A 25,834-nucleotide genomic window follows, 5' to 3' on the forward strand; every position below is an offset into this window, starting at 1 on the left:
GTCGGCTGAAGGAGGGACCCGGCTTGGGGCGTGGGGCAGGTCGGGAGGGGCGGGGGGCGATCAGTGCGCAGCGTCGCGCACGGCGGCATCGAACCAGCCGGTGATAGTGGTGGGGTGGGTGATCGCGGTGCCCACCACCACGGCGAACGCCCCGGTCTCGGCCGCAGCGCGGGCCTGCTCCGGGGTGTGGATGCGCCCTTCGGCCACCACCGCCAGCTCCGGCAGTGCCTGGACCAGCTCGGCGAGCAGCTCCAGGTCCGGACCGTCGGTCTTCGCGCGGGCCCCGGTGTACCCGGCGAGGGTGGTGCCCACGATCTCCACCCCGGCCTCGGCTGCCGCGAGCGCGGAGTCCAGACTGTCGCAGTCGGCCATGATCGGCGCGTCCGACTCGGCCCGGATCGCCCGGACGGTCTCAGCGAGGGTCAGGCCGTCCGGGCGCTCGCGCAGCGTGCCGTCCAGGGCGAGGATGTCCGCACCTGCGGCGAGCACCGCCTGGCAGTGCCGCAAGGTGGGGGTGATGAACACGCCCGCCTCGCCGTCCTTCCAGATACCGATCACCGGCACGTCCACCCGGCCCGCGACCAGGGAGATGTCCTCGAGTCCTTGTGCGCGTACGGCCACACCGCCACCGGCCACCACGGCGGCGGCCACCTGCGCCATCGTCTCCGGGTGCCGCATCGGCTCGCCCGGGTAGGCCTGGCAGGAGACGATCAGCCCACCGCGCAGCGGCTCGAGCATCGGGTGCGTCATCGGGTTCCTTCCCTCGGTCTGGCGAAGTGAGCGGCACCGAACAGTGCGGCGTCCGGCCCGGCCGTGGCGGGAAGCACCGCAGTGCCGGCGACGAGATCGATCGCCTCGTACGCAACGCCGTCGCGCATTCCCTGCCACCACAACGCACCCGCGCCGGCCATCCCTCCGGAGAGCACCACCACCTCGGGATCGGTCACGTTCAGCAGGCCACCGATCATTCGCCCGATCGCGAACGAACAGGTGCGCAGCACTCGGCCGGCGAGTCCCTCCCCCGCCTCGGCCCGGGCCACCACCTCGCGGGTGTCCTCGGCGCTGCCGCCAGCCCGACGATAGGCCGCGAGCACCCCGGGACCGGAGGCCAACCCCTCCACATGCCCACTACGGCCACAGGTACACGGCACACCGACCGCCTCCGGCACCGGTAGATGGCCGACATGCCCGGCCAGTCCGCGGGCGCCGGTGACCACCACGCCGTCGCGCACCACCGCGCCACCGACCCCGGTGCCCACCGCCACCAGCAGTAGCGAGGCCCTCCCCACCCCGGCGCCGAAGGTGGCTTCCCCGAGCGCATGGGCGTGCACATCGTTCAGGACCCGAGCATCCAGACCGAGCGCCCGGCTGACCCGGGGGCCGAGCTCGGTGCCCGCCCAGCCGGGGATCGAGTCGGTGGCCGAGACGATCCGTCCGGTGGCGGAGTCCACCACCCCGGCGCTGCCGATCCCGACCGCGACCGGCGCCGCTGCCCCGGCGGCCACCGCATCGTCCTGCACGGCCGCCAGCGCTCCGACCAGGGCCGCGACCACGGCGTCCGGGCCGCGCTGAGCCTGAGTGGGCACCGTGCACCGGGCGAGCAGGGTGCCGTCGGTGGTGACGAGGCCGGCGGTGATCTTCGTCCCGCCCAGGTCGGCGGCCAGCACCGGACCGGTAGCCGCCTGGTCCCCCGTCCCCACGCCGGTCATCGCACCAGCTCAACCCCGAGGCCGGAGAGCACCGTACGGATGCGGTCCACGTTCTCTCCTTCGAGCGCGGTCATCGGTGCGCTCATCACGTTGGTGTCGAAGATACCCATCAGGTACAGCGCGGTCTTGAACGATCCCACCCCTGCTGCGGGTCCGACCTTACCCACGGGGGCGAACGCGATCTCGAACAGGGCAGCGAGCCGCTCCTGCTCGGCGCACATGGCGGTGGTGTCGCCGGCGCGCGCCGCCCGGTCCATCCGGACGTACCCACCCGGGTCGACGTTGCCCAGACCGGGCACGCTGCCGTGCCCGCCGGCCAGATACGCGCCGTCCACCACCACCTCGTGCCCGGTAAGCACAGTGAGCGGCCCGCCGGCCGCCTCGTTCATCATCACCAGCCGGCGGAACCCGACGTCGTCCCCGGAGGAGTCCTTCACCCCGATGAGCACCCCCTCGCTACCGAGCCGCACCAGCAGCGCCGGGTCGAGCTTGGTGTGCACGCACGCCGGCAGGTCGTAGGCGAACACGGGCAGATCCGTAGCCGCAGCGATCGCGCGGAAGTGGGCCTCGATCTCCTCCGGCCCGGTGATCGCGTAGAACGGTGCGGTCGCCACCACACCGGCTACCCCGATCTCCTCCGCCCGGCGCAGGTGCGCCAGCACCCGCCGGGTCTGCATGTCGATGATCCCGGCCAGCACCGGCACCCGGCCCGCCACCAGGCGCACCGCAGCACGCAGCACCTGATCGCGCATCTCGTCCTCGAAGAACGCCACCTCGCCGCTGGAGCCGAGCACGAACAGCCCGTCCACCCCACCGGCAAGGTGGTGCTCGATCAACCGCGCCAGACTAGGTTCGTCCAGGCGCCCGTCCGGTGTCAGCGGGGTCACCAACGGCGGGATCACACCCTGGAAGGCCCGGGGCTGGGAGGACGACTGTGCTGCGGTGGTCATGGAGACTCTTCTTTCTGCTGGTGCGTGGAATCGGTGGTCCACAGATCTAGCGGCCTGGGCGATCGCCCCGTCTTCATACCGGTGTCGTCGCCAGGTCAGCACCGGTGATCTCGGCGACAGCAACTTGCCGGCCTTCCCGCAACGACAGGGTGAGCGCATCGGCGGTCGCGATCGACGCCGCTGCCGCACTGCCATCGGTCAGGCCGGCAAACTCGACTTCCGGCGACTTTCCCGAGAGGAGCCCGTGGAAATATCGCATCTCTTCTTCGATGATGCCGCGCAGCCACATCGGCGGGCGGCGGTGCGGATTGCCGTACTGGACAGCCCCATCAGTCCGACTACCGCTATAGATCGCACTGCGATCAGCGTCCTCCTGCTCGGTACGGTGCAGCAGGAATCGCTTCGACCCACCGCCAACCCGTAGCTCGACACCTGCCTCCTGCAGGTCGATGCGAATCGCACCCTTGGTGCCCTGGATCAGGACATAGTGCTCCGGCCACCGGAAGGCAGATCCATACTCCAGCGTCGCGAATCTCGAACCCGCGAACTGGAGCGAGATCAGCAGCATGTCATCCTCGTCACCGAACTCCGGGCCGGAATGCGCCACATTTCCACCCGTCATGAATGCATCCGTTGCCGGACCCAGGAGGGACTGCACGAAGTCCAGCTCATGAATGTGGTGGTAGAGGTGGCCGCCGGAGAGGGAGCGTTGCTTCTTCCAGCTCACGCTGTCCTGGGCGTCCTCCCAACCGTTCCGAATCGCGCGAACGAAGAGCAGGTCACCGATCTCGCCCGAGCCGATGATCTTCTTCGCCTCTCGGACACCGGCCATGAAGTTCATGACATGGCCCGCCATGAAGAGCACGTCGGCATCTGCCGTTGCCTGGATCATCGCGGAACAGTCCGCGTAGTTCAACGCAATGGGCTTCTCGGAGAACACTGGCTTGCCGGCCCGGGCCGCACCGAAGACACCCTCCTTGTGGATCCAGTTGGGCGAAGCAACGATCACTGCGTCGACGTCCGTGGCCGAACACAACTCCTCCACAGTCCCTGCGACGCGAGCAGCCAACTCGTCCGCGACCCGATCGGCGTGCTCCGGGTCGTAGACCGCGGTGACCGTCGCCCCATCGACCTCCATGAGGAACCGACCGATCTCGGCTCCGAAGTATCCTGTGCCGATAATTCCATACCTGACCATGAAAAATAGACCCCTTCTAGTTGTGTGCGAACCAGACCTACTTGCCGGCACCCTCGGTCAATCCACCTGCAATGTATTTCTGGATGGCCATGAAGAAAACCACCGACGGCACCACCACGAGCGCCGACGCCGCCATCATTGCACCCCAGTCGAGCACTTCTGCTCCGGTAATGGAATACAGGGCGACTGCGACGGGCATTCTTTCGGTGGAGCTGATGAACAGGAGGGCGTAGAGGAACTCGTTGAAGCAGTTGATGAACGTATAGACTGCCGTCGCAGCGATCCCTGGCGCAACGATTGGCGTACTGATTTTAAGAAAGATTCGCAGTTTCGTTGCACCGTCAACAGCCGCACTCTCTTCGATCTCTAATGGGACCGTCCGATAGAACCCAACGAGCATCCAGATCGCATACGGGAGGGTGAACGAGAGATATGCCAAGATGAGGCTTGCATAGGTGTTGATCAGGTTCAGCTGGATCATGATCGTCGCATACGGAACTGCCAAGAGGATCGGCGGGAACATATACGTAGCGATCAAAATGCGGGTGAGCCGCCGACCGACGCGGGGGAAGAACCGGACTACCCCATGGGCTGCCAGAGTCGCCAACACAATGGTGATAGCGGTAGACGCCAGGGAGATCAGGACGCTGTTTCGTAGATTCGTCAGGAACCCGAGATCCACGATCACCGTGCGGTAGTGCTCGATCGTGGCTTCGCTGGGGAGCACGCTCAGTGGGTCCGCAGTGAGTTCACCACTCGGCGTAAACGACGAGACGAGGATCCATACCAGCGGGAAGACGAAGGCGATCGAGACAATGATCAGGAATACGTGCCGCGCTGTAGTCGCAGCCAGGGTGGCCGGATTTCGTGTACTCATGCGGAGGCACCTCCCAGTCGGACTCGAGGACAGATCTGCAAACTCACGAGTCTTCACGCTCCCAGTAGTTCAATGCTGCGAACGCGATTCGCGCCATGAGCAAGAGGAAGACCAGCAACAGCACGGTGATCGCTGACGCCATACCGAGCTGGTGAAGTCCCCAACCCGTCCGATAGGCGAAGATGGGCAACGTTGTCGTCATGTCCCCCGGACCGCCACCGGTCAGGAGGAACAACAACTCGAAGTTGTTGAAGACCCAGATGATGCGGAGAATGACCAGCAACCCGATGACGTTTCGGATGTGCCGCAGGGTGATGAACGAGAACTGCTGCCAGGCGTTGGCGCCGTCCATGAGAGCGGCTTCGTACTGCTCCCTGGGGATGGTTTTCAACGCAGCCAGGATGTTGACCATGAACAACGGGGCGCCAAACCATATGTTGATCGCCAGAACGGTCCAGAAGACCGTGTCTGGGTTTGCCAACGGACTGACGTTCTCGGCCGTGATCCCGAGCGAGGTCAGCAGGTTGGGTAGGAACCCGTACACGTCATCGAGAATCCACTGCCAACCGAAGCCGATGACGATCGGGGGAAACGCCCACGGCACGATGAGCAGTACCCGGTAAAGGCCGGAGAACCGCCGTACCTTGTCCAAACACAGCGCGAGGAGGAGACCTAGCAGGAGCTGCCCCACTATCGATCCAGCAGTCCACCGGATCGAGGTCACGAACGCTGACCAGAAGTCCGCGTTGGTGATCAGCGTCTGGAAGTTGTCCAGCCACACGAGCTCGTGGTCCCGCCGCAGCAAGCTCTGATCCGTCAGGCTGTAGTACACACTCGAGAGGACGGGGTAGATCAGGAGGCCGACGACGGCGACCATGCTCGGCAGCACGAAAGCCAGGCCGACCTTGTCTGCCTTGGCGAGCCTGCTCCACAGACCCTTCAGCGTCCGGCGTCGCGGGGCTGGCCCGTCAGCGCGAGGCTTGCGCGTGTGGGCGATGCTGGCCGTCATTGTCCGAACTCCACACCGGCCATCTCGAAGAGCGAGTTGAGCTGCTCCTCCGCATCCCGGGCAGCGTCGGCGATGGGAGTCCCGTTCAAGACGATGTCCTGAAAGAGTCCCTCGATGATGCCCTGGCCCGTCATGATGCTTGCCTGCACTGTCGGCCCGTCCTCCATCCCGATCGCGGACCCGCGCGGAACTGCCTCGTCGATCACCTCAACGGTGTCAGCGAACTGATCGAGGATGGGATCGTCCACGTAAGCCGGCTCGTCGGAGATGTCGGCCAGCGCGGGCAGCATTCCACCTGGCACCGAGTGGAGGAACTCGATGTACTCCTCAGTCTCATAGAGGGAGAGGAGGAAGGCCTTCGCCTCTTCCTGCATGCTCGATGCCTCCCAGACGACCATCGGAGTATTCGATGTCTCGCCTCCGTACAAGTCGTCCGCCGCTGTGAGCCGAGGCAACGGCGCGGCAGCAACGTACTCCAGCAGATCCGGACTGGTCTGCTGAACCCCTCCGATCTGGAAGCCAGAGTTGAAGTCGAAAGCGGTCCTGCCCTGGTAGTACAACGTCGCCTGCTGCAGCACGTCGTAGTTGATCGAGCCTTCCGGCGAGGTGTTTCGGTACATGTCGACCCAATAGGCGATGCCGTCCAGAACCGCCGGTGAGGTCAGGTTCGCCGACCCATCGTCATTGAGGAGGCGCTCACCGGCGGATTGGACGTAGTAGTTCAGAAACCGGGTCGCCATCATGTCGCTCGAACCGAGCGGGACGGAGAGGCCGTAGACATCGTCTGTGGTCAGGACCTCGGCGGCATGACGCAGCTCCGCCCAGGTCGTGGGTACCTCCAGACCTGCTTCTTCGAGCAGGTCGGTCCGGTACCACATCACCTGCGCGTGCGTGTACAGCGGCACTGAGTAGCTGGCGCCATCGACCTGACCCTCCGCCAGCGCCGCCTCGGCGAACCGGTCTCTGCCGATCTCATCGATCACGTCATCAACCGGTGCGAGCGCCTCCACGCTGAGCAGCTCAGCAACATGGGTCGGTAGCGCGCTGGAGATGTCGGGAACCTGACCGGCGGCCAGCCCCATCGTCCACTTCGTGTAGAAGTCCGGCCAGGAGAACGTCTCGATCGTCACGCGGACATCCGGATGAGCCTCCTCGAACTTCTGCGCCATGTGCTCCATCCATTCGGCGCGCGGCCCCTGGGTGAAACTGGTCCACACCAACAGGTCCCCAGCCAGGACACCATCGGGCGCACCGGACCGGCCAGTGTCAGCACGGCACGCCGCGGCGCTGAGCGCAACGGTTGAGGCAGTCAATGCTGCGAACTCGCGCCTACTTGGCAAGCGCCCGCTTCGATAGCCCGTTCTGGACATCTAGCCTCCTTCGCTGCGTCCGATGTCTGATGTCTGTTGTCCGGCCCAAGATTGGCACGTCAACTAGTGTCCGTCAAGGCTGGAGCGGCACGACATCTGACGTCCTATCTGCCTAGACTGGCCGGGAACTGCGGGAAGGCATCTCTCATGACGACGGCATCGACCACCACGAGCACACCAGGCAGCACGCGCAAGTCCGCCTGGTCGGCCACCGACGCGATCAAGGACCTCATCCTCGCCGAGGGGCTCCGTCCCGGTGACCCGATGCCAACCGAGACCTCCCTGTGCGACCGTCTCGGCATCTCGCGATCCTCGGTCCGCGAGGCGATCCGTACCCTGGCCAGCCTGGATATCGTCGAGGTGCGCCACGGTCACGGCACGTTTGTCGGAGAGCTCAGCCTGTCGCCGCTGGTGAACGGACTGATCTTCCGCGCTCGCTCCGATGCGCACGAGGACCTGCGAACGCTGCGCGAGGTGCTAGCCGTACGCATCGCGCTCGACCTAGCGATGGCCGAACGTCTCGTCGACGAGTACGCCGGCACCAAGGATGATGAGCTCACCGCACTGGTGGAAGCGATGACGCGGAAGGCCGCTAACGGAGAGCTCTTTATCGACGAGGACCGCACGTTCCACCACCTCCTGCTGGAGAAGGTGAACAATCGACTCATCAGCGAGTTGGTCGGAGCGTTCTGGACCATTCACACCGACCTGCAGCCACATCTCGGAGTAGCCCCAGGGGCCGACATCGTCGAGACTGCTCGAGCTCACGGGGAGATGCTCGCTGCCGTGCAGGCCGGCGACGCCGGCGCCTATCGCGAAGCGGTTCAGGCCCACTATGCGCCGCTCCAGCGAGCCGTGGAACGCGCAGTGACCGAGCGGGAACAGTAGCCGGCGCCGCGGGCCCGGCCGCGCCCTCGTCGGAATCCCTCTAGCGCCTCGGAATCCACTTCTGCCCGGATTCCGAGGCGCTAACTGGATTCCGATCAACGAGGGACGAGCACGATATTCGGACGCCCGTCAGTGCTGGGGTCGCTGGGCTGAGACTCGTCCACGGGTTCCCCCTCCTCATCTGGTGATGAATCGGATCTCGGGGGTCTTCGCTGTCGGCCGAGGGCACCCTCGCTTCTCTTGCTCGGCCTCACTCGGGCGCGCGAGCCGCCCGGCGGGCCGCGTCAATCGCCTCAGCGGGCACCGAACGGGCGGGCCGGCCCAGAATCTTTCGCACCACCTCGACGGGCACCTTGGGCTGGCGGTCCGCAGTGAGCAGACCGTTGCGTTCCTGCTCGGTGTCGGTCAGTTGCGTCCAGCACAGGCCGGCAAGCTCCGGACTGTCCAGGACGGCGTCCACCAGTTCCCGGAACGTCTCGGCGAGTGCATCGACGGAGTCGACGGCGTCGTAGCCGTGCCAGCTCTGGTCCGGCCGCGGGCGCAAGCTGGTCCCGCCGAGTTCGGTGAGCATCACCGGCTGGCCACGATGGACCGGGTCACCGAGCAGCGCGACCCGGCGAGCGGGCGGGCGGTCACCCAGAACCCGGGCGATCGCGTCGCGATCCGCGTACCGCTCCCGCACCGACTCCCCGCTCGGGGCATAGTCGTGCAGCCCCCAGATATCGCTCTCGGTGTGCTCCCAGCCGTCGTTGGAGATCACCGGCCGAGTAGCGTCGAGGGCCTTGGTCAGGTGATACAGCGCCGTCGTGGCATGGCGCTGCTCGGCGATGTCCAGCCCGTGCCAGACCCCCCAGCTCTCGTTGAACGGCACCCAGGTGACCACGCACGGGTGGCTGCGATCACGAGCCACCACCTCCAGCCACTCACTGGTCAGTCGCTCGAGCATCGTGGGCGAGTACTCGAACGCGCTCGGCATCTCGTCCCAGACCAGCATGCCGAGCCGGTCACACCAGGCCAGGAACCGCGGATCCTCCACCTTCTGATGCACCCGCACGCCGTCGAAACCCAGCTCCTTGGCGAGCTCCACCTCGCGCCGCAGCGCATCCGCGGAAGGTGCGGCAAGGTGCGACTCAGGCCAGTAGTTCTGGGCGAGAACCATCCGCAGGAACCGCGGGTGGCCGTTGAAGAGAAAGCGACCATCCCTGATACCCACGCTGCGCAGCCCGACGTAGGAGCTGACGACGTCGAGCGGCCGACCCTGCGCACGTAGTTCCACGCGGGCATCCAGCAGCGTCGGCTGTTCCGGGCTCCACAGCAGCCGGCTCTGCTCCAGCTGGTGCCGCAGCGCCGGCACGGAGATCACCCAGCTGTCCTCACGCCGCTCACTGCGGCAGGTCTGGACGGCGAGCACCTCCTCGCCCAGGCTCAACACCACCTGCACCTCCACGGCCGACTCCGGCCGGCGGGACAGCTCGACCTCGATCTGCACTGCTGCTCCCGGGATGTCCGAGGTCCAGTGCAGCCGGCGCAGGTGCAGGTCCGGCACCACTTCCAGCCATACCGGCTGCCAGATGCCGGTGGTGCGCTGATACCAGACACCGTGTGGCTGCGTGCGCCAGTCCTGCTTGCCGCGCGGCTGGGTCGCGTCCTCGCGATGGTCTTCGGCGCGCACCACGAGGACCTGCTCACCCCCGGCGACGACGGCCTCGGTCACGTCGAGGGTGAACGGTGTGTGACCACCCTCGTGACCGCCGACGTACACGCCGTTGCACCAGACCTGGGCCTGATAGTCCACCGCCCCGAAGTGCAGCAACAATCGTTCACCCGGTCCGGGTTCGCGATCCAGCGGCACCGAGCGGCGGTACCAGACCACTGGCGGGCAGTCCGGCTCGTGCACACCGGACAGCTCGCTCTCCGGCGGATACGGCACCGTGATGGTGTGCGTGAACGGCCCGGGGTCCTGGTGCCAGCCAGCGCTGCGACCCTGATCGTGGCTATCGGTGGCGAAGCCCCACGTCCCGGACAGGTCCTGCCAGGTCGGCCGGACCAGCAGCGGCCGAGGGTAGTCGCCATCGGTGCTGCCGATGGCCCGTTCTGGTGCGCGCACCGGTATCACCAGTCTGCCATTCGCGGGTTGCTCCGGTCCTCGGTGGCGACCATGACGTCGATCAGCTTCTCCTGCAGCGCCGTTCGGCGGCCGGAGTAGCCGGGCTCCGCCCACAGGTTCACCAGCTCGTCCGGGTCCGCCGCCAGGTCATAGAGCTCGCCGGTGCGCTCGCGGCTACTGGCCGGCTCGCCATGGTGCACCACCAGCTTCCAGGACTCGTGCCGCAGCATGGTCACATGCACCGGCGGGTCGTACTGGCCGCCACTCTCCCGGTAGTGGCACAGCGCCCAGTCACGCCACCCGGCGGCCTCGCCCCGGGTCAGGCCGGCCAGGCTCTGGCCCTGCATCGTTTCCGGCACATCCAGCCCTGCGGCTGCCAGGAAGGTCGGTGCGAGGTCGATCCACTGGACGAGCTCGGAGGGGCGAGTTCCGGCGCCGGCCGTCCCGGGCCAGCGCACGATCAACGGCACGCGAACGGCACAGTCGTACATGAACGGACCTTTGAGCATCAGCTGGTGGTCGCCGAGCATCTCTCCGTGGTCGCTGGTGAAGACGACGATCGTGTCCTCCGCGAGACCGGACTCCTCCAGGGTGCCCAGGATGCGGCCCACCTCGTCGTCCACCATCGAGACCATCGCGTAGTAGGCGCGGCGGACCTCCATCAGTTCGGATTCGCTGTAGTCGACGTAGCCGCGAGCCGCACCCGCGTAGGACTCCTTGGACGCCTCCGTGAAGATCGGCGGCTTGGCCTCGAGCTCACCGTCACGGGTGACCGGCGCCGGCAGGTCGGCGACGTCGTAGCGGTTGAGGTGTTCGGCCGGTGCGCCGAAGCCGTGGTGCGGGTCGAAGAAGTTGGCGACGAAGAAGAACGGCTGGTCCGCGCGGCGCGAGGTGCGCAGGAAGTCGATCGTCTCCTCCCCGATCCAGTGGGTGTAATGCGCCTCGGTGGGCATCGTGTCCCAGACGGAGCGGTCGCGGGAGTTCATCGCCGAGGCGTACAGCTCGGGGTACCGAGCGCGCAGCCACCGGTGGTAGGCGTTCTCCGAGGACCCCGGGTACGGTTCGTGCGACCAGCGGAACACGCGGAAGCCGTCGTCGAGGCGTGGCTCGATCCGGCCGTGGCGGCAGGAACCCAGGTGGAGCTTGCCGACCAGACCGCAGTCATAGCCGGCATCCGCGAGGCGCTTGCTGAACAGCTCTTCGTGCCTGGCCAGGTCCACACCGTTGGCGTGCAGCCCGTGGCTGGGCACGTATCGCCCGGTCATCAGACTGGCGCGGGACGGTCCGCAGACCGGATTCTGCACGTAGCAGTTCTCGAACAGCACGCCCTGGCCGGCGAGACGATCCAGGTTCGGGGTGGAGATCGCCGAGTTGCCGTAGGCACCGACAGCATCGAAACGCTGCTGGTCGGTACAGATCAGCAGGATGTTCGGGCGGTCCATCTCAGCGGCCTTCATCGTCGAGGGTGAGCACGCTCACGGAGTGCGGGGGGACCGTCCAGGCCCCGCCGACGGCGTCCACCTCACCCAGGTCGCGGACGCCGATGGCGTCCGGTGCGCTGAACAGGTTGACGGCGTCCAGGTCGCTCACATCCCCACCGATCACCCGGACTCGTGCGCGAGGCGGCGTGCTCTCGGCGCTGCCGTCGAGCACCGGGCGCACCCGGATCGCCTCTGAGCGGTGCCGGTTCACGACGGCGAGACGCACCGAGCCGTCCTCGGCTCTCGTCGCCGAGATGTCCAGGTAGGGCACGGTCATCGGCGCGGTGAGCAGCTCACCGTTGGCGTCCCGGTTGTCACCGAGGGTGACCGAGGCCGACCGGGCCGGTCCGTCCACCTCCGCGCGGAGCGCGATCCGGCCGGTGTGATGCCGGTAGAGATGCCACACGTGGTAGAGCGAGGAGCGCAGGGCGCCGTCCGGTCGGGCCACGATCAGGCCGTTCGCATTGACCAGGTTGACCGGGTTAGCCATCGCTACCGGCGAGGGTAGGCCTGCGGTCCGGTGGATGGCGTGAAACACACCCGCGGCGAACACCGCGTCACCGAGCGTGCGCGGGCTCCACCGGTTCACCCGCAGCCGGGTGGGCCACCCGTCCACCGCCGGCGTCTCCCGGGGCGCTGTCCCGCCGTCCGCACCGGCCTGCGGTTCCGGCCAGTCGGCGGGCTCGAGGTGACGCATGTTCCACTCGTCGAAGGCAAGCGCCGGTGGCGCGTCCAGGCCGACGTCGTCGGCGATCGAGGCGACCAGCTGGGAGTATCCGGTGATCCGCTGCTCGAAGAACACCGCCTGCGCCACCACGTCGTCGTAATCGTCACCGGTCCACAGCCCAGTGCTCGCGCCGTAGTGGTGCAGGGAGAGATAGTCCAAGAAGCGACCGGCGCGCTCCAGGACCGGGCGGGTCCACTCCTCCTGCCGCCACGGGATGCCCACGCCGACCAGGCGGATGTCCGGGTCGACGGCGCGCATGAATCGTGCGTGCTCCCGTGCCGAGGCTGCGTACTCCTCGGCCGACCGATGGCCCATCTGCCACGGCCCGTAGACCTCGTTGCCGATGCCCCAGTACTTCACCCTCCAGGGTTCGGCCCGGCCGTTGGCTTTGCGACGTTCGGTCAGCGTGGTCGCACGATCGGAGTTGGTGTACTCGACCCAGCGCACCGCTTCGTCGACGTCGCGGCAGGAGTGCGCCAGGTACGCCTCGGAGCCGACCGCCTCGCACCAGGCGAGGAACTCGTCGGTGCCGAAGCGATTCGTCTCCTCGCCACCCCAGGCCAGGTCCAGCCGGGTCGGGCGCGCCTCGCGCGGACCGACGCCGTCCTCCCAGCGATAGCCGGAGGTGAAGTTGCCGCCCGGCCAGCGGATCGCACCCGGCTCCAGCTCCCGAACCAGCTCCAGGACGTCGGAACGCACTCCCTGCAGCAGGCCGGGCTCACTGATCGAGTGCGGCGAACCCTCATCGAACACCCCGCCCTCGATGTTGTCGAAGAACGCGGACTCGAGGAAGTGGCCGTAGATGTCCTCATCGATAGTTCCGACCGGCCTGCGCGTGTCGACCGTGACGACGGCCTCGCGGCCGGTACCTGTGTGCTCGGACTGTGCCGGCATGTGAGGTGACTCCGTTCTGTAGGGGTGGGTCATTGCTTCACCGCTCCGGCGATGCTGTCCACGAACTTGCGCTGCAGGACCACGAACACGGCGATCACCGGTACCAGGGAGATCACGGCCGCTGCCGTCATCCCCGCCCAGTCCGTGCCGTACTCGCCCACGAAGACCGTCATGCCGACAGCCAGCGTGCGCAGACTGGGCTCACTGAGGGTGAACACCAAGGGCAGCAGGAACGCATTCCAGGCGAACAGGAAGGTCAGGATCACCACGGTCGCGGTGATCGGCCAGGCGAGCGGGAACATCACCTGGCCGAAGGTCCTGATCGGTCCTGCGCCATCGAGGCGTGCGCACTCCTCGAGCTCCTTCGGCAGTCCCCGGAAGTAGCCCGCGTACAGCAGGGTCGAGGCGATCTGCCCACCGGCGCCGAGCCCGAGGATCACTCCGAGGTGAGTATTCAGCAGACCGAGCTGGTCGGTGAGCTGAGTGACCGGGATGATCGTGTACCCCTCCGGCAGGAAGAAGGTGACCAGGAAGATCCCGATGAGGAGTTTCTTGCCGGCGAAGCTGTAGCGCCCGAGGACGTACCCGGCCAGTGAGGAGCGGATCACGATAAGGAGCACGGTCCCCGCGGTGATCAGCACGGTGTTCATGAAGTAGGTCGCGAAGCCCACCTCGGTCCAGGCGCGGGCGTAGTTCTCCCAGAGCGGGCTCTCCGGCAGCAGGCTGAGCCCGCTGCCGAAGATCTCCGAGGTGGACTTCAATGATGCCGAGAGCAGCCAGATGAACGGATAGACCCAGCAGAACGCCAGCACCAGCAGTCCGAGGAACACCATCACCTGGCCCGCGCTCGGGCGTCTGCGCACCCCCTGAACGGGCTGTCGACGTCCTGGCCGCCACGGCCGCGGTCCCTGGCGCGGCGCCGGCGAGGCCACGCTCACCGGGCGGGCCTGCGTGTGCGGTGTGGTCATGAGGTCCTCATCTCGCGGCGTGCCCACCGGACGCCGAGGGCCTGGACGACGGCGAGGACCACCGTCAGGAGGCCGAATAGTACGGCGGCCGCAGAGGCGTAGCCGAGGTCGGGAACAGTGGCCTCGAAAGCAGTACGGAAGATGAAGATCTCGATCACCTCGGAGGAGAAGGAGGGGCCGCCCGCCGTCATGGTCTGCATCAGGTCGAACACGTTAAGTGCAGCGACGGTGTCGATCAGGGTGATGATCACCAGGAACGGCACCAGCAACGGCAGGGTGATGTGCCGGAACTCCCGCCACCCGCTCGCCCCGTCGAGCATCGCCGCCTCGTGCACGTCCTGCGGGATCGTCTGCAGGGCCGCGAGCCAGTAGATCATCGTGATCCCGAGCCACTTCCACACCCACACCGCGATACCGGCGAAGAGTGAGGTGTCGGCGTCGGCCAGAAAGTTCGCCGGAGTCTCCAGCAGGCCAGCCTTGACCAGGGCGAGGCTCACCGGCCCGCTCGCGTCCAGCAGGAGGGTGAAGACCACCCCCACGATCGCACCGGTGGTGACCACCGGGAGGAAGAACAGAGTCCGGAAGAATCCCTTGAACGGGGTCTTCTTCCGGTTCAGCACCAGCGCCAGGAGCAGCGCCAGCCCGACCCGCAGCGGCACCGAGACCACCAGGAACACGAGCGAGTTCTTGAAGGCATTCCAGAACAGGTCGTCGGTCATCAGCCGTTCGAAGTTGCCAATGCCGATGAAGGTCCCCTGCGCGGCGAAGCCCGGCCAGTCGAGGAGTGCGAACCACCAGGACGCCAGCAGCGGGTAGACCGTGTAGGCGCCGTAGCCGAGCAGGGTCGGCAGCAGGAACAGGTAGATCCACCAGTCCTTGCGGATCCGATGACGCAGCCCCTGCGGCCGGACCCGGGAGTCCTGGGCCGCAGCGGTGCGCAGCTCGTCAGTGGTGGTCACGTCAGCGTCCGTCGTAGGCCTGCTGGTCGTAGTCGGCGGCGGGGTCCCAGTTCGCAAACACCCAGTCGTCCACCCCGACGTCGATACCCTCGCCCGCGACGGCCTCGAGCGCGCGGTCCCGCTCGGCCATCTGCTCGTCGTTGAAGCGCCGCAGCTCACCAGCGATGTCTGTCGTCGATCCGGTCAGCACGGACTGGACGATCTCGCCCAGATCCGGGTGGATGTCCCGCATCTCGGTGGACACGCGCCACACGCCCTGGTTGCCCACCTCGGGCACCGGACCGATCCGCATGTCCTCCTCCAGGAACGCGATCGAGCGCTCGTAGGCGGGGTGCACGTCCGCTTCCGCGACGACGTCGAGCAGGGCGGGGGGCTGGTCCATGGCCGCCGCGAGCTCGGCCTGGAACTCCCTCGTGGTCATCTGCAACAGGAGATCGGCGGCCACCTCGGGCTGGTCGGACTGGTTGGACAGCCAGAACACCCCCGGGGCCGGGCCGCTGTAGACGAAGTTTCGGGTGGTCTCCGGGCACGGCACGTGCCACACGCCGAGTCCTCGTTCGACCGAGTCCGGTTCGTCCACCAACAGACCGCCGATGAACCACGGACCCCACATGTAGATGGCCGCCTCACCGGCCGCCCAGCGGGCCCGGGCATCCCGGGGGCCCATCGACGGTGAGGACGGGTGGATCACGCCGTCGGCCTGGAGGGCGAGCAGGAACTCGATCGCATCGATGTAGGGCTGAGAGTCGTAGATGTACTCGCCGGTGGCCCAGTCGACGCCACCGGGGCCGGGGGCACCGGCCGCCATGGCAAGCCGTCCGGTGAGCGCATCGAGGTAAGGCGTTTCCTTCATCGGCACGACGATCCCGTGCGCATCGGTGCCACTGGTGATCGAGCGGGCGGCTTCCCGCAGATCGTCCCAGGTGGCAGGACTCTCCTCGGGGTCGACGTCGGCCTGCTCGAGCAGCGCGGTGTTCAGCCAGGGGATCGCATCGTGCCAGCGCCCGGAGAACAGTGGGACGGCATAGATCTCATCGTCGAACCGGTGGATACCGTCGTAGATCTGCTCGGCCAGCGGGCTACCGGTGAAGTCGGCGAGACCGCCGATCGGTTGGAACCAGTCCTCGCTGACCAATGCAGCAGCCGAGCTTCCCAGGCCGGCGGTGGAGTGCACATCCGGTAGCTGGTTGCTCCGGCGCCCGACCTGCAACGCGGTGCCCAGGCTCGCCGCGTCCATCTGCCGCCGCTCGATCGTCACCTCCGGGTTCTCGGCCATGTATGGGTCGAACAGGTAGCTCTGGAACAGGTCGGTCAATGGCCGGAACTGGTCCCACCACTGCAGCGTGCCCGGGTCACCGCCTGCCGCCTGGGACTGCTCCTCGCTGCTCTGGCCGCCACCGGTGCAGCCGGCGAGAACGGCGCCCAGGGCCGCGGCGCTCGTCCCACCGACGAACTTCCGTCGGTCGATTCGGTGTTCCTGACCCATGGGGACTCCCTCTTCGTCTTCGTCGACTCAGTGACCGAATGAGTGAGTTCACTCGGCGTTCGGAATAGGCATGTTTGCGCTAACCTAAAGCACTCCATAACACCGGTCAAGGCCTGTGATACAAAGTTTTTTGACGGTCACAGGCGGCTAAATTCACCATCGAGAAGAAATGACACGAAGCGAGAACATAGAGTGGCTCGTGCACGCAGAAGGGACCGATCGTGAGTCGACTACCAGGCACTCGCGCCGCCAAGGGCGCCTCCATGGCGGACGTCGCGCGGCTCGCAGGCGTCTCCGGCCAGACCATCTCCCGGGTGGCGAACGGCAACTCCCGGGTGACACCGCAGACGCGGCGGCGAGTCGAGGCAGCCATGGAGCAGCTCGGCTATCGCGCGAACATCGCCGCCCGGGCGCTGGCGACCGGCAGGTTCGGATCGATCGGCGTGGTCACGTTCAACCTGGCCGCAGTGGGCAACATCCGTATCCTCGAAGCCGTCATCGCCGGCGCCCAGCGCCGCGACTACTCGATCAGCCTGGCGGTGGTGGACACCCCGACCGAGCACGACGTCCAGGCGGCCGTCCGCGGCCTGACCGACCGGGCTGTCGACGGGGTGATCGTGCTCGAGGCGCGGGTGCTGGACACTCCGCAGCTCCAGCTTCCTGCCGAGGTTCCCGTCGTCATCGCCGATAGCAGGTCCGCCCACCCACACCCGACGTTCGGCATGGATGAAGCCGCCGGTGCCCGGGCCGCCGTCGGGCATCTCCTCGATCTGGGGCACGCCACCGTCCATCACCTCGCCGGGCCCACCGGCTCCAACCCCGCGGAGCGGCGCCGCTCGGCGTGGAAGCGCATGCTGAAGCGGGCGGGGCGACCGGTTCCGCCGGCGATGACCGGCGACTGGACCCCGAAGTCCGGTTACGAGTGCGCGCTTCAGCTGTTGCGCGACGACGCGGTCACCGCGATCTTCGCCGCCAACGACCAGATGGCGGCCGGTGTCTTGCGAGCTGCCGCGGAGCTGGGCCGCGGCGTGCCCCACGATCTGAGCGTGGTCGGCTACGACGACTTGGACACCAGCCCGTATCTGTCTCCGCCGCTGACCAGCGTCAGCCAGGACCTCGGTGCCGTGGGCACGCGATGCCTCGATCAGGTGATCACGATGATCGAGGCCCCCGCCGAGGCTCCACCGCACAGCGGCCCCGACCGACTCGTCCGACCCGAGCTGATCGTCCGTGAATCGACGGCCCCGCCGCGAAATTGATCCCCCAAAAAACCTTCTCCATCATTCTGCCGGCCTCTTGACGACAAATTGTGTGAGCGCAAACATGTGTGTTTCAGTCGCATCATTGCCGACGCGACTTGTCCACAATCAGGGAGTGATTGCACATGCTCGGCCGTCTTCCTCTGCTCGCCCTGACCGCAGCGATCGCGGTCATGGCTCCGCTGTCGTTAGCACCGGCAGACGGCACTGGCGATGCCAGGTCACCCGAGAGAGTAGCGGCAGAGCCCTCTGTGTCCGCCGGGACTGCTGCTGAGGCGGCGTCCCAGTTCGAGAATCCGGTCGGCACAGACGACGTTCCCAACTTCGCCGACCCCACAGTGATCCGCGGGCGGGACGGCTTCTGGTACGCGTACGGCACCGGCGATCCCCTGTTCCCGGGTGATCACTACCGAAAGATGAAGATCGCCCGGTCGGACGACCTCGTTGACTGGGAGTACGTCGACGACGTGTTCACCCCGGAGACCGAGCCCCGCTACGACGGCCACGGCGAGGGCGCCCGCCGGATGTACTGGGCCCCTGCCGTGGAGTACTTCGACGGCCAGTACCTGCTGTACTACTCCTACGTCGTCAACCCTGCTGAGGGGCCACAGTGGTTGGCCATCGGTGTCGCCACTGCGGACCATCCGGCCGGGCCCTGGATCGACTCCGGCGCCTATGTCACCGGCCCGGAACGGTGGGAGCCTCGGCCGGGCGAACAGGCGTGGCGCAACGTGATCGATCCCGAGGTGGTCAGCACGCCCGAGGGTGAGCGCTACCTCTACTACGGCTCCGTCAACGGCGGGGTGACCGTGGCACAGCTGTCTGGCGACGGTCTCCGGGTGACCGGGGAACGCATCCCGGTCACTCTCGAGAACCGCTACGAGGGCGCCCACATCGTCCACCGGGACGGCTACTACTACCTGTTCTTATCCATCATCGGCGGCTGCTGTGCGGGACCGGTCTCGGGCTACCCGGTCCAGGTCGCTCGTGCGCAGAGCCCGGTCGGCCCCTTCTACGACCGGGACGGTATCCCGGTGCTGGGTCGGCACGCCGGCGGCACCCCGGTGCAGGTACCGAACGGGAACCGATGGGTCAGCGTCGGCCACAACACGATGGCCACTGATCTGTCCGGGCAACCATGGCTGGTCACCCACGGTATCGACCGGCACGACCCCTACCTGCAAGGACGGCTGAACGGTCGTGTCCTGGTGCTCAGCAGGCTGGACTGGGTGGACGGCTGGCCCACGGCGAACGCCGGACAAGGCGTGCTCGACGGTCCGCAGCCTGCTCCGGTCGCCGGTGGGCGGATCGTGGACAGCTTCGAGGACGGCGCGCTCTCCCCGCGAGTGTGGCGTCAGGGGCGCGGCTGGACGATCGGGTCCGAACCCGCCGGCGGGTTCCTGCAGAGCCCGGAGGCGGCAGGAACCGAAACGCTGCAGGCCACCAGGCCGGTGCTCGGGGACGCGCGGATCCGAGGAACCGTCCGTCTCGGCCAGGGCGGGAGCGGATCGGCCGGATTCCTCCTCGACCGCGGCGCCACCGACATTCGGGCCGTGATCGACCGGAGCTCCGACGAGCTCGTCCTCGAGGCGCGGCAGCGCGGCAACGTCACCGACCGGATCAGCCAGCCGCTGCCGTCGAACTTCCAGTACGACGACTGGCACGAGATCGACCTCCAGCTGCACGATGGCGTCCTCGAGGCCGCCGTGACCCACGCTGGCCTTGACGATCCGCTAGCCCTCGCCGAGCTCGACGTTCCCAACCGTCACCGAGCGACTCGCGTCGCCGTGGTCGCCGAGAACGACTCCGCGGCATTCGACGACATCTCCGCGGTCGAGCGGTACACCCCGGTCACCAGCGCCGTCCCGGATCCGGAGGTCGGCGAGCTCGCCCCGGAGCTGAGCGAGGAGTTCGACGGTGAGCTCGACGAAGGCTGGACCGCGATACGCAACCCGGAGACCGCCGTCGACGACGGTGTGCTGTCCCTCCCGGTCCAGCAGGACGAGCTGATCGACCGGCGCGGCGAGGGCGCCAGCCCGGCAGCGCTGCTGCTCCGCGACACTCCGGAGGGCGAGTGGACCGTCGAGACCCGCGTCACTATCCCCTTCGGCCAGAGCTACCCCCGCGCATGGCCACAGGCCGGACTGCTCGCCTACGCCGACGACGACGAGTTCGTCACCCTCACCTATGGCTCCGCCCGCCGCACCAGGCATGTGGCGTTCGGGAAGGAGATGCCGTGGGAGGACGACGTCGTCTACGGTGACGCCCGCCTCGGGCCCACCACCGCGGACACCGTCTGGCTCCGGCTCCAGCACACCGTGCATCCCGACACCGGTGAGCACCAGTACCGCGCTGCCACGAGTGTTGACGGTCAGCACTGGGTCTGGCACGGCGTCAGGACGTTGCCAGCGTCCTCCTCCCCGCAGATCGCACTCGCAGCTTTCGGCGCACACGCGGAGACCAGCCTCATCGCCGAGTTCGACTACCTGCGGTTCTTCCGGGACTGATCGTGCGACACCGCTCAGCCGCAGCAGTTTTTTCTGCCGCCTCCTTGACGGAAATATCCCGGCTCTCTACCGTCACGGCCATGCCGCCGCCGACCCCGAGCAGTTCCGTCGTCCGACGCAGCCACGAGGAACGAGTGCTCACGACCTTGCGCGCAGAAGGTGCGCTCAGCCGTGCCGCACTGGCCCGCCGAGTCGGCCTGTCCCGCACCACCCTCTCCGAGATCACCGCAGAGCTGCTCGCCCGCGGCGCCATCGTCGTCGTCGATACCGACAGCGCCACCCGCCGCGGGAGCGGCCGTCCGGCCGAGCGGCTCGCGCTCGACCCAGCCGCCGGCCAGTTCGTCGGTATCGACTTCGGTCATCGCCGGGTCCAGGTGGCGGTCGCCGACGCTTCGCACGCGATCATCGCCGCCGGTATGGAGCGCTACCCGGACGCCGCCGGCTGGGACCGGCGCGTCGCTCTTGCCCTCGACCTGGTCGACCGAGTCAGCGGTAGCCATTCGGTCCACCTGGATGCTCTGCAGGGCATCGGCATCGGCGTACCCGGCCCTTACGCCGGTCCAGAGGCCGACGGGCCACACCTCACCTGGCGGCGACAACCCGCTCCCGAGCGGGTCGATGAGGCGTTCGCCGAACGGTTCGGCGCTCCGGCGGTCGTCGACAACAACACTCGCCTCGCCGCCCTCGCCGAGGCCACCTCCCAACCCGGGCCGGCCGGTGACCTGCTCTACGTCCGGCTCTCCGACGGCGTCGGAGGCGGGCTGGTGGTCTCCGGACGCCTGATCACAGGTGCGCATGGTTTCGCCGGCGAGATCGGACACGTCACCGCGGTCCCGGACGGCGGACCCTGCCGCTGCGGTAAGCGCGGCTGCCTGGAAACCGTCGCCTCCGTTTCCGCGATCCTGGCCGCCGCTCGTAGCCGGGGGGCGGAAGTCGATAGCGTCGCCGATCTGGCCGCTGCCGTGGCGCGGGACGACCCCGCAGTTGATGCCACGCTCCGGGAGATCGGCACGACACTCGGCCGGACACTGGGTGCGGCGGCGATGGTCCTCAATCCTGACGAGGTGGTCATCGGCGGCGAGGTGGCGCGCGCCGCCCCGGTCCTCGTCCAGCAGGCCGCGGCCACCGTGCGCCACGAGCTTTACCCCGTGTCGAGTACAGAACCGGTGACGGTCCGGGCCGGCCGTCTCCGGGACAGCGACGGCGCGCTCGGTGCACTAGCTGCCGTGTTCCACCAATCCCCACTCCTGTCCGACTACCCGAACCTCGAACAGGCGACCCCGGTGTCCCTACGAAGGAGAGCACAGTGACTGCACCCGCGGTGCCGGAACGCCCCAACATCCTCTTCCTGATGACCGACCAGCACCGGACGGACACTCTCGGTGCGTACGGGAACGAGCAGGCCAGCACACCGGTTCTGGACGAGCTGGCGCGCAGCGGGACACGTTTCGACCGGTGGTACACACCGACGGCGATCTGCACGCCGGCACGGGCCAGCCTGCTCACCGGGCAGGCGCCGTTCCGGCATCGGGTACTCGCCAACCATGAGCGCAACGTCGGCTACGTCGAGGACCTCGACGATCACGCCTTCACCTTCGCCGGCGCACTGCGCGAGCAGGGCTACAACACCGGTCTCGTCGGGAAGTGGCACGCTGGGACCGACAAGAACGCCGCAACGTTCGGCTTCGACGGCCCCGACCTCCCCGGCTGGCACAACCCGGTGGACGACGAGGACTACCTCGCCTACCTCGCCGAGAACAACCTGCCCCCATATGAGATCAGTGACCGGATCCGGGGCACCTTGCCGAATGGCGGACCCGGCAACCTGCTCGCCGCACGCCTGCACCAACCGGCGCAGGCAACGTTCGAGTACTACCTGGCCACCCGCACGATCGAGCTCCTGGAACGCTACGCAGCGGACGGCGCACGGGACGGCACGCCGTTCTTCCTCCAGCTCAACTTCTTCGGTCCCCACCTGCCGTACATCGTCCCGGACCACTACTTCGACCTGGTCGACCCGGACACGATCGAACTACCGCGGTCGATTGCTGAGACCTTCGAGGGGAAGCCACCGGTGCAGCGCAACTACAGTGCGCACTGGACGTTCGACACGATGCCGATCGAGGTCACCCGCAAGCTCATCGCCGTGTACTGGGGCTACGTCACTCTGATCGACGAACAGATCGGCCGGGTGATGGACGCGCTTGAGCGCCTGGGCCTGACCGACGAGACGGCAGTGTTCTTCACCAGCGACCACGGTGAGTTCACCGGATCACACCGGCTGCATGACAAGGGCCCGGCGATGTACGAGGACATCTATCGCACCGCCGGTCTGTTGCGCGTCCCGGGATGCCCGGCCGGACAGGTGCGCACCGAGTTCGTCAGCCTGCTCGATTGCACCGCGACCATCCTCGAGCTCGCCGGCATCGATCCGAGCCAGGCGGTGGATTCGCGCAGTCTGCTGCCGCTGGTGCGTGGCGAAGCTGTGCCCTGGCCGGAAGACATCGTCTGCGAGTTCCACGGTCACCACTTCCCCTACCCGCAGCGCATGCTCCGAGAGGACCGGTACAAGCTCGTGGTGAACCCGGACTCCGTGAACGAGCTCTACGACCTTCAGGGCGATCCGGCCGAACTGATCAACGTCTACCGTCATCCCGAGATGACCGACGTCCGTGTGCGGATGTTGCAGCGGTTGTACAGCCTGCTCCGCGAGCGTGGCGACAACTTCTACCACTGGATGACCACCATGTACGACGTCGGCGAGGTCGACCACGACCCGTCGCAGTCCGGTCTCGACGAAACGACCTATCGCGGTGCTGCCGCCCTCCGCTGAGCATCCTGGACACCCTTCCGGGCAGAGAACCTCGGCACGGATCGCTGCTGGATGCGGCGCACTCGTGAAGAGTTGCCGGTGCATCCGGCTGGCCGATGATCTTCCAGGAGCGCCCGTTCGCGCGCGATGCCGCAGGGGCCGAGGATGGTGGGCATGGACACGATCGCGGTCACCGGCTGCACGGGACATATCGGGTCGAGGGTGGCAGCCGGACTCGATGAGCGCGGGATCGAGGCACGGCTGTTGCTGCGCGATGCGACCAAGGCTGCGGACTTTCCGGCCGCCCGGACCGCGGTGGCCGCGTACGGCGACCCGGACGCCGCCCGGTATGCGCTGGAGGGGATCGACCTGCTGTTCATGGTCTCCGGGTCGGAGAGCGCCGACCGGCTCGATCAGCACCGCACGTTCATCGATGCCGCGGCAGCTGCCGGAGTGCAGCACGTCGTCTACACCTCGTTCCTTGGTGCGAGCCCGACCGCAACGTTCACCCTGGCCCGGGACCATGCCGCCACCGAGGACCACCTCCGTGCCAGCGGGATGACCTGGACCTTCCTCCGGGACTCCTTCTACCTGGACCTGCTGCCGGAGTTCGCGGGATCGGACGGCGTGATCCGCGGACCCGCCGGTGCGGGCCGAGTGGGGGCGGTGCTGCGCGTGGATGTGGCCCGCTGCGCGGTGACGGTCCTGGCCGACCACGCCACCGGAGCGAACAGCCACAGCGGCGCCAGCTACGACCTCACCGGCCCGGAAGCGCTCACGCTGACCGAGATCGCCCAGATCGTCACCGAGGAGACCGGGCGGCAGATCGCCTTCCAGGACGAGACCATCGAGGAGGCCTATGCCTCCCGCGCGCCGTACGGCGCCGCCCCCTGGCAGCTGGACGCATGGGTCTCCACCTACACCGCGATCAAGGTGGGCGAGCTCGACGTGGTGACCTCCGCCGTCGCCGATCTCACCGGTACACCAGCCCGCTCGCTGCGAGCGCATCTCCGCACGGCCGGATGAGCGCAGAGTGAACCTCCCGGACGGCGGTCCACGTGCCCTCCTCGCGTTTTCAGGGCATGAGGATCTCGACCTCATGCCCACTCGACCGGCACAGCCGAGCGTCCCGGGTCACCAGCGGGCACCGCAGTGCCTCTGCCAAGGCGACGTAGGCTGCGTCATAGGCACTCAGGTTGTCCCGCAGCGTGAACGCCCTTCGCCGCAAGCCCGCACTGGCCTGCCACCGGTGCAGCGGCAGATCGTCGAAGTCGAGTAGCAGATCCTCCGCGCGGCGGGCGCTGAGGTGGCCACCAAAAGTCAGTCCACGCGCTGCGGAGACCACCTCGTAGTCGAGCAGCTCCGGCGCGTGCAACTCCTCCTCGGCGAGTACGTGTCGCAGCCCCTGACTACCGTCCACTCCGGTCAGAGCATCGACCAGGGCCGAGCAGTCGAGGACGATCATTCGTCACCCCGGCGGGCCAGGTGCTCCTCACGTTCAGCACGGGCCGTTGCCACGATGTCAGCCGCCGAGATGTCTGCTCGCTCAGCACGGCGCTCGGCGCGACGCAGCACCTCGACCACAGTCGGCCGTTCGGTCTCACGAGTGACCAGATCCAGGAGATAAGCGTTCATCGACTGACCGCGCTCGGCGGCGCGCGCCTTCAGTTCGCGCCTGGTCTCCTCAGGTACGCCCCTGATCTGCAGCAACGAAGCCATCCAACATGATATCTCGTCATCAATACACTATGCATGCACTAGCGGACTCGGTGACCACTCGCCCTCCGAGCACCGAAAGATGCTGCTATGCCGGCCGCCCCACCGGCAACAAGCCGAGCACGTGCTCACCGCCTGGCACCACCTGCTCGGCCACACCCGGCAGCGCCGCCTGGTTCAGGCCACCGATGAACGCTGTGCCCCACCCGGTGGCCGCCGCCCAGAGGTAGGCGTTCTGCGTGATCAGGCCGGCCTCCAGCCAGGCGAACCGTTCGCCCTGTACCGCGCCGAGCTCGGCGAAGTAGTGGTTCGCACCCGTCAGGTCCGCTGAGAGCACCAGCACAGCGGGCGCGCCGGCCAACCACTGGGCGTCCACTGTCGCTGCAGCAAGGCCCGGCCGCAGATCGCCCAGGGTGTGCGTGCGCAGCGCATGCCGGCTGCCCAGGTACCGGTAGGCGCCCGGGCGCAGGCCGACCACCTCGCCGGCCACGAGGGTGACCGAGACCAGGTACTGCGCCCGCGCGGAGGCGTAGGTCGGCCGGCCGGCTCCGTCCACACCGGCGGCGTGGCGCAGCAGCCCGGCGACCACCTCCAGGGTCAGGGCCTCGTTGCTGAGCTCCTTGGTCGAACGCCGATCGGTCAGCAACTGACTGAGGGCAGTGCCTTCACCCGGCGGCAATGCCACCAGCGCACCGGCTCCTCGATCGACCATTGGGCAAGTCTAGGAGCACGAAGTGACGGGTATACGGCACACCTCGCCATATATGGCACGGCCTGCGGTATAACGGTCACTTCGCCATACACCGCCCTGACCTGCGCAGATGACAGGTGGGGCCGGGCCGAGATGACAGCTGTCATACCCAGAAAGTGACGCCGCACCATCGCGGGCGAACCGCCTCGATCGCCAAGGTGGAGTT

The 25,834-nt window shown here is 67.4% G+C and carries 22 protein-coding genes; 6 read left to right on the plus strand and 16 right to left on the minus strand.

Annotated features, from left to right (window positions below):
- Nucleotides 1-60: 60 nt before the first annotated feature.
- The 7 genes from FU260_RS22625 to FU260_RS22655 form a co-directional block, all read right to left on the minus strand.
- Nucleotides 61-750: an N-acetylmannosamine-6-phosphate 2-epimerase gene (locus FU260_RS22625; protein WP_147919106.1), complete on the minus strand. Its 690-nt coding sequence runs from the start codon at nucleotides 748-750 to the stop codon at nucleotides 61-63.
- Nucleotides 747-1,709 (minus strand): ROK family protein, encoded by a 963-nt coding sequence (locus FU260_RS22630; RefSeq protein WP_147919107.1) that lies wholly within the window; start codon nucleotides 1,707-1,709, stop codon nucleotides 747-749. Before FU260_RS22630 ends, FU260_RS22625 begins: the two co-directional genes overlap by 4 nt.
- Nucleotides 1,706-2,659 carry a dihydrodipicolinate synthase family protein gene (locus FU260_RS22635; protein ID WP_147919108.1) on the minus strand — a complete coding sequence of 318 codons (954 nt, stop codon included), beginning with the start codon at nucleotides 2,657-2,659 and terminating at the stop codon, nucleotides 1,706-1,708. The genes FU260_RS22630 and FU260_RS22635 overlap by 4 nt, the downstream gene beginning before the upstream one ends.
- A 73-nt stretch (nucleotides 2,660-2,732) precedes the next feature.
- Nucleotides 2,733-3,857, minus strand: coding sequence for a Gfo/Idh/MocA family protein (locus FU260_RS22640; protein WP_147919109.1), 1,125 nt, complete (start codon nucleotides 3,855-3,857; stop codon nucleotides 2,733-2,735).
- Between the two features lie 37 nt (nucleotides 3,858-3,894).
- Nucleotides 3,895-4,734, minus strand: a complete 840-nt coding sequence (locus FU260_RS22645; protein ID WP_147919110.1) for a carbohydrate ABC transporter permease — start codon at nucleotides 4,732-4,734, stop codon at nucleotides 3,895-3,897.
- Between the two features lie 43 nt (nucleotides 4,735-4,777).
- On the minus strand, nucleotides 4,778-5,743 hold the full coding sequence (locus FU260_RS22650) for a carbohydrate ABC transporter permease (RefSeq protein ID WP_147919111.1): 966 nt from the start codon (nucleotides 5,741-5,743) through the stop codon (nucleotides 4,778-4,780).
- The gene (locus FU260_RS22655; RefSeq protein WP_147919112.1) at nucleotides 5,740-7,113 is read right to left on the minus strand and encodes an ABC transporter substrate-binding protein; all 1,374 of its coding nucleotides are present in this window, start codon (nucleotides 7,111-7,113) and stop codon (nucleotides 5,740-5,742) included. Before FU260_RS22655 ends, FU260_RS22650 begins: the two co-directional genes overlap by 4 nt.
- Nucleotides 7,114-7,260: 147 nt before the next feature.
- Here FU260_RS22655 and FU260_RS22660 point away from each other — a divergent pair, with 147 nt between their 5' ends.
- Nucleotides 7,261-8,001 carry a FadR/GntR family transcriptional regulator gene (locus FU260_RS22660; protein WP_147919113.1) on the plus strand — a complete coding sequence of 247 codons (741 nt, stop codon included), beginning with the start codon at nucleotides 7,261-7,263 and terminating at the stop codon, nucleotides 7,999-8,001.
- Nucleotides 8,002-8,251: 250 nt separating this feature from the next.
- On the opposite strand, the gene FU260_RS22665 is transcribed toward FU260_RS22660, so the two are convergent.
- From FU260_RS22665 to FU260_RS22690, 6 genes are read right to left on the minus strand one after another with little or no spacing between them, the layout of a single operon-like run.
- Entirely contained in the window at nucleotides 8,252-10,108 is a 1,857-nt protein-coding gene (locus tag FU260_RS22665; protein WP_235912111.1) for a glycoside hydrolase family 2 protein, read from the minus strand.
- A gap of 5 nt (nucleotides 10,109-10,113) precedes the next feature.
- Nucleotides 10,114-11,565 (minus strand): sulfatase family protein, encoded by a 1,452-nt coding sequence (locus tag FU260_RS22670; RefSeq protein WP_235912112.1) that lies wholly within the window; start codon nucleotides 11,563-11,565, stop codon nucleotides 10,114-10,116.
- Entirely contained in the window at nucleotides 11,552-13,210 is a 1,659-nt protein-coding gene (locus FU260_RS22675; RefSeq protein ID WP_147919114.1) for an alpha-L-arabinofuranosidase C-terminal domain-containing protein, read from the minus strand. Before FU260_RS22675 ends, FU260_RS22670 begins: the two co-directional genes overlap by 14 nt.
- Before the next feature lie 29 nt (nucleotides 13,211-13,239).
- On the minus strand, nucleotides 13,240-14,178 hold the full coding sequence (locus FU260_RS22680; protein WP_235912113.1) for a carbohydrate ABC transporter permease: 939 nt from the start codon (nucleotides 14,176-14,178) through the stop codon (nucleotides 13,240-13,242).
- Entirely contained in the window at nucleotides 14,175-15,137 is a 963-nt protein-coding gene (locus FU260_RS22685; RefSeq protein WP_235912114.1) for a carbohydrate ABC transporter permease, read from the minus strand. The genes FU260_RS22680 and FU260_RS22685 overlap by 4 nt, the downstream gene beginning before the upstream one ends.
- Nucleotide 15,138: 1 nt before the next feature.
- Complete coding sequence (locus FU260_RS22690; RefSeq protein ID WP_147919115.1) at nucleotides 15,139-16,623, minus strand: ABC transporter substrate-binding protein; 1,485 nt, start codon at nucleotides 16,621-16,623, stop codon at nucleotides 15,139-15,141.
- 221 nt (nucleotides 16,624-16,844) lie between these two features.
- Between FU260_RS22690 and FU260_RS22695 the strand changes: the two genes are divergently transcribed.
- The 5 genes from FU260_RS22695 (at nucleotide 16,845) to FU260_RS22715 (ending at nucleotide 24,227) form a co-directional block, all read left to right on the plus strand.
- Entirely contained in the window at nucleotides 16,845-17,882 is a 1,038-nt protein-coding gene (locus FU260_RS22695; protein ID WP_235912115.1) for a LacI family DNA-binding transcriptional regulator, read from the plus strand.
- Between the two features lie 251 nt (nucleotides 17,883-18,133).
- Nucleotides 18,134-20,389, plus strand: a complete 2,256-nt coding sequence (locus tag FU260_RS22700; RefSeq protein WP_168211913.1) for a family 43 glycosylhydrolase — start codon at nucleotides 18,134-18,136, stop codon at nucleotides 20,387-20,389.
- A gap of 80 nt (nucleotides 20,390-20,469) precedes the next feature.
- A complete protein-coding gene (locus tag FU260_RS22705; RefSeq protein ID WP_147919117.1) occupies nucleotides 20,470-21,699 on the plus strand; it encodes an ROK family transcriptional regulator in 1,230 nt (409 codons plus the stop codon).
- Nucleotides 21,696-23,222, plus strand: coding sequence for a sulfatase family protein (locus FU260_RS22710; RefSeq protein ID WP_235912116.1), 1,527 nt, complete (start codon nucleotides 21,696-21,698; stop codon nucleotides 23,220-23,222). Before FU260_RS22705 ends, FU260_RS22710 begins: the two co-directional genes overlap by 4 nt.
- Nucleotides 23,223-23,375: 153 nt before the next feature.
- Complete coding sequence (locus tag FU260_RS22715; RefSeq protein ID WP_235912117.1) at nucleotides 23,376-24,227, plus strand: SDR family oxidoreductase; 852 nt, start codon at nucleotides 23,376-23,378, stop codon at nucleotides 24,225-24,227.
- Nucleotides 24,228-24,276: 49 nt separating this feature from the next.
- On the opposite strand, the gene FU260_RS22720 is transcribed toward FU260_RS22715, so the two are convergent.
- The 3 genes from FU260_RS22720 to FU260_RS22730 form a co-directional block, all read right to left on the minus strand.
- Complete coding sequence (locus tag FU260_RS22720) at nucleotides 24,277-24,666, minus strand: type II toxin-antitoxin system VapC family toxin (protein ID WP_147919120.1); 390 nt, start codon at nucleotides 24,664-24,666, stop codon at nucleotides 24,277-24,279.
- Nucleotides 24,663-24,920: a FitA-like ribbon-helix-helix domain-containing protein gene (locus tag FU260_RS22725; protein WP_147919121.1), complete on the minus strand. Its 258-nt coding sequence runs from the start codon at nucleotides 24,918-24,920 to the stop codon at nucleotides 24,663-24,665. Before FU260_RS22725 ends, FU260_RS22720 begins: the two co-directional genes overlap by 4 nt.
- An 85-nt stretch (nucleotides 24,921-25,005) precedes the next feature.
- Nucleotides 25,006-25,629, minus strand: a complete 624-nt coding sequence (locus FU260_RS22730) for a SagB/ThcOx family dehydrogenase (protein WP_147919122.1) — start codon at nucleotides 25,627-25,629, stop codon at nucleotides 25,006-25,008.
- Between the last annotated feature and the right edge of the window lie 205 nt (nucleotides 25,630-25,834).

This window comes from Ruania zhangjianzhongii, assembly GCF_008000995.1.
Taxonomy (GTDB): Bacteria; Actinomycetota; Actinomycetes; order Actinomycetales; family Beutenbergiaceae; genus Ruania; species Ruania zhangjianzhongii.

Bases quoted from the DNA above. Each gene is read 5' to 3' on its own strand.
- FU260_RS22705 (WP_147919117.1), top strand. From the start codon at position 20,470: ATGCCGCCGCCGACCCCGAGCAGTTCCGTCGTCCGACGCAGCCACGAG.
- FU260_RS22630 (WP_147919107.1), bottom strand. From the start codon at position 1,709: ATGACCGGCGTGGGGACGGGGGACCAGGCGGCTACCGGTCCGGTGCTG.
- FU260_RS22655 (WP_147919112.1), bottom strand. From the start codon at position 7,113: ATGTCCAGAACGGGCTATCGAAGCGGGCGCTTGCCAAGTAGGCGCGAG.
- FU260_RS22680 (WP_235912113.1), bottom strand. From the start codon at position 14,178: ATGACCACACCGCACACGCAGGCCCGCCCGGTGAGCGTGGCCTCGCCG.
- FU260_RS22635 (WP_147919108.1), bottom strand. From the start codon at position 2,659: ATGACCACCGCAGCACAGTCGTCCTCCCAGCCCCGGGCCTTCCAGGGT.
- FU260_RS22640 (WP_147919109.1), bottom strand. From the start codon at position 3,857: ATGGTCAGGTATGGAATTATCGGCACAGGATACTTCGGAGCCGAGATC.
- FU260_RS22670 (WP_235912112.1), bottom strand. From the start codon at position 11,565: ATGAAGGCCGCTGAGATGGACCGCCCGAACATCCTGCTGATCTGTACC.
- FU260_RS22645 (WP_147919110.1), bottom strand. From the start codon at position 4,734: ATGAGTACACGAAATCCGGCCACCCTGGCTGCGACTACAGCGCGGCAC.
- FU260_RS22730 (WP_147919122.1), bottom strand. From the start codon at position 25,629: ATGGTCGATCGAGGAGCCGGTGCGCTGGTGGCATTGCCGCCGGGTGAA.
- FU260_RS22625 (WP_147919106.1), bottom strand. From the start codon at position 750: ATGACGCACCCGATGCTCGAGCCGCTGCGCGGTGGGCTGATCGTCTCC.
- FU260_RS22675 (WP_147919114.1), bottom strand. From the start codon at position 13,210: ATGCCGGCACAGTCCGAGCACACAGGTACCGGCCGCGAGGCCGTCGTC.
- FU260_RS22720 (WP_147919120.1), bottom strand. From the start codon at position 24,666: ATGATCGTCCTCGACTGCTCGGCCCTGGTCGATGCTCTGACCGGAGTG.
- FU260_RS22725 (WP_147919121.1), bottom strand. From the start codon at position 24,920: ATGGCTTCGTTGCTGCAGATCAGGGGCGTACCTGAGGAGACCAGGCGC.
- FU260_RS22715 (WP_235912117.1), top strand. From the start codon at position 23,376: ATGGACACGATCGCGGTCACCGGCTGCACGGGACATATCGGGTCGAGG.
- FU260_RS22660 (WP_147919113.1), top strand. From the start codon at position 7,261: ATGACGACGGCATCGACCACCACGAGCACACCAGGCAGCACGCGCAAG.
- FU260_RS22690 (WP_147919115.1), bottom strand. From the start codon at position 16,623: ATGGGTCAGGAACACCGAATCGACCGACGGAAGTTCGTCGGTGGGACG.
- FU260_RS22650 (WP_147919111.1), bottom strand. From the start codon at position 5,743: ATGACGGCCAGCATCGCCCACACGCGCAAGCCTCGCGCTGACGGGCCA.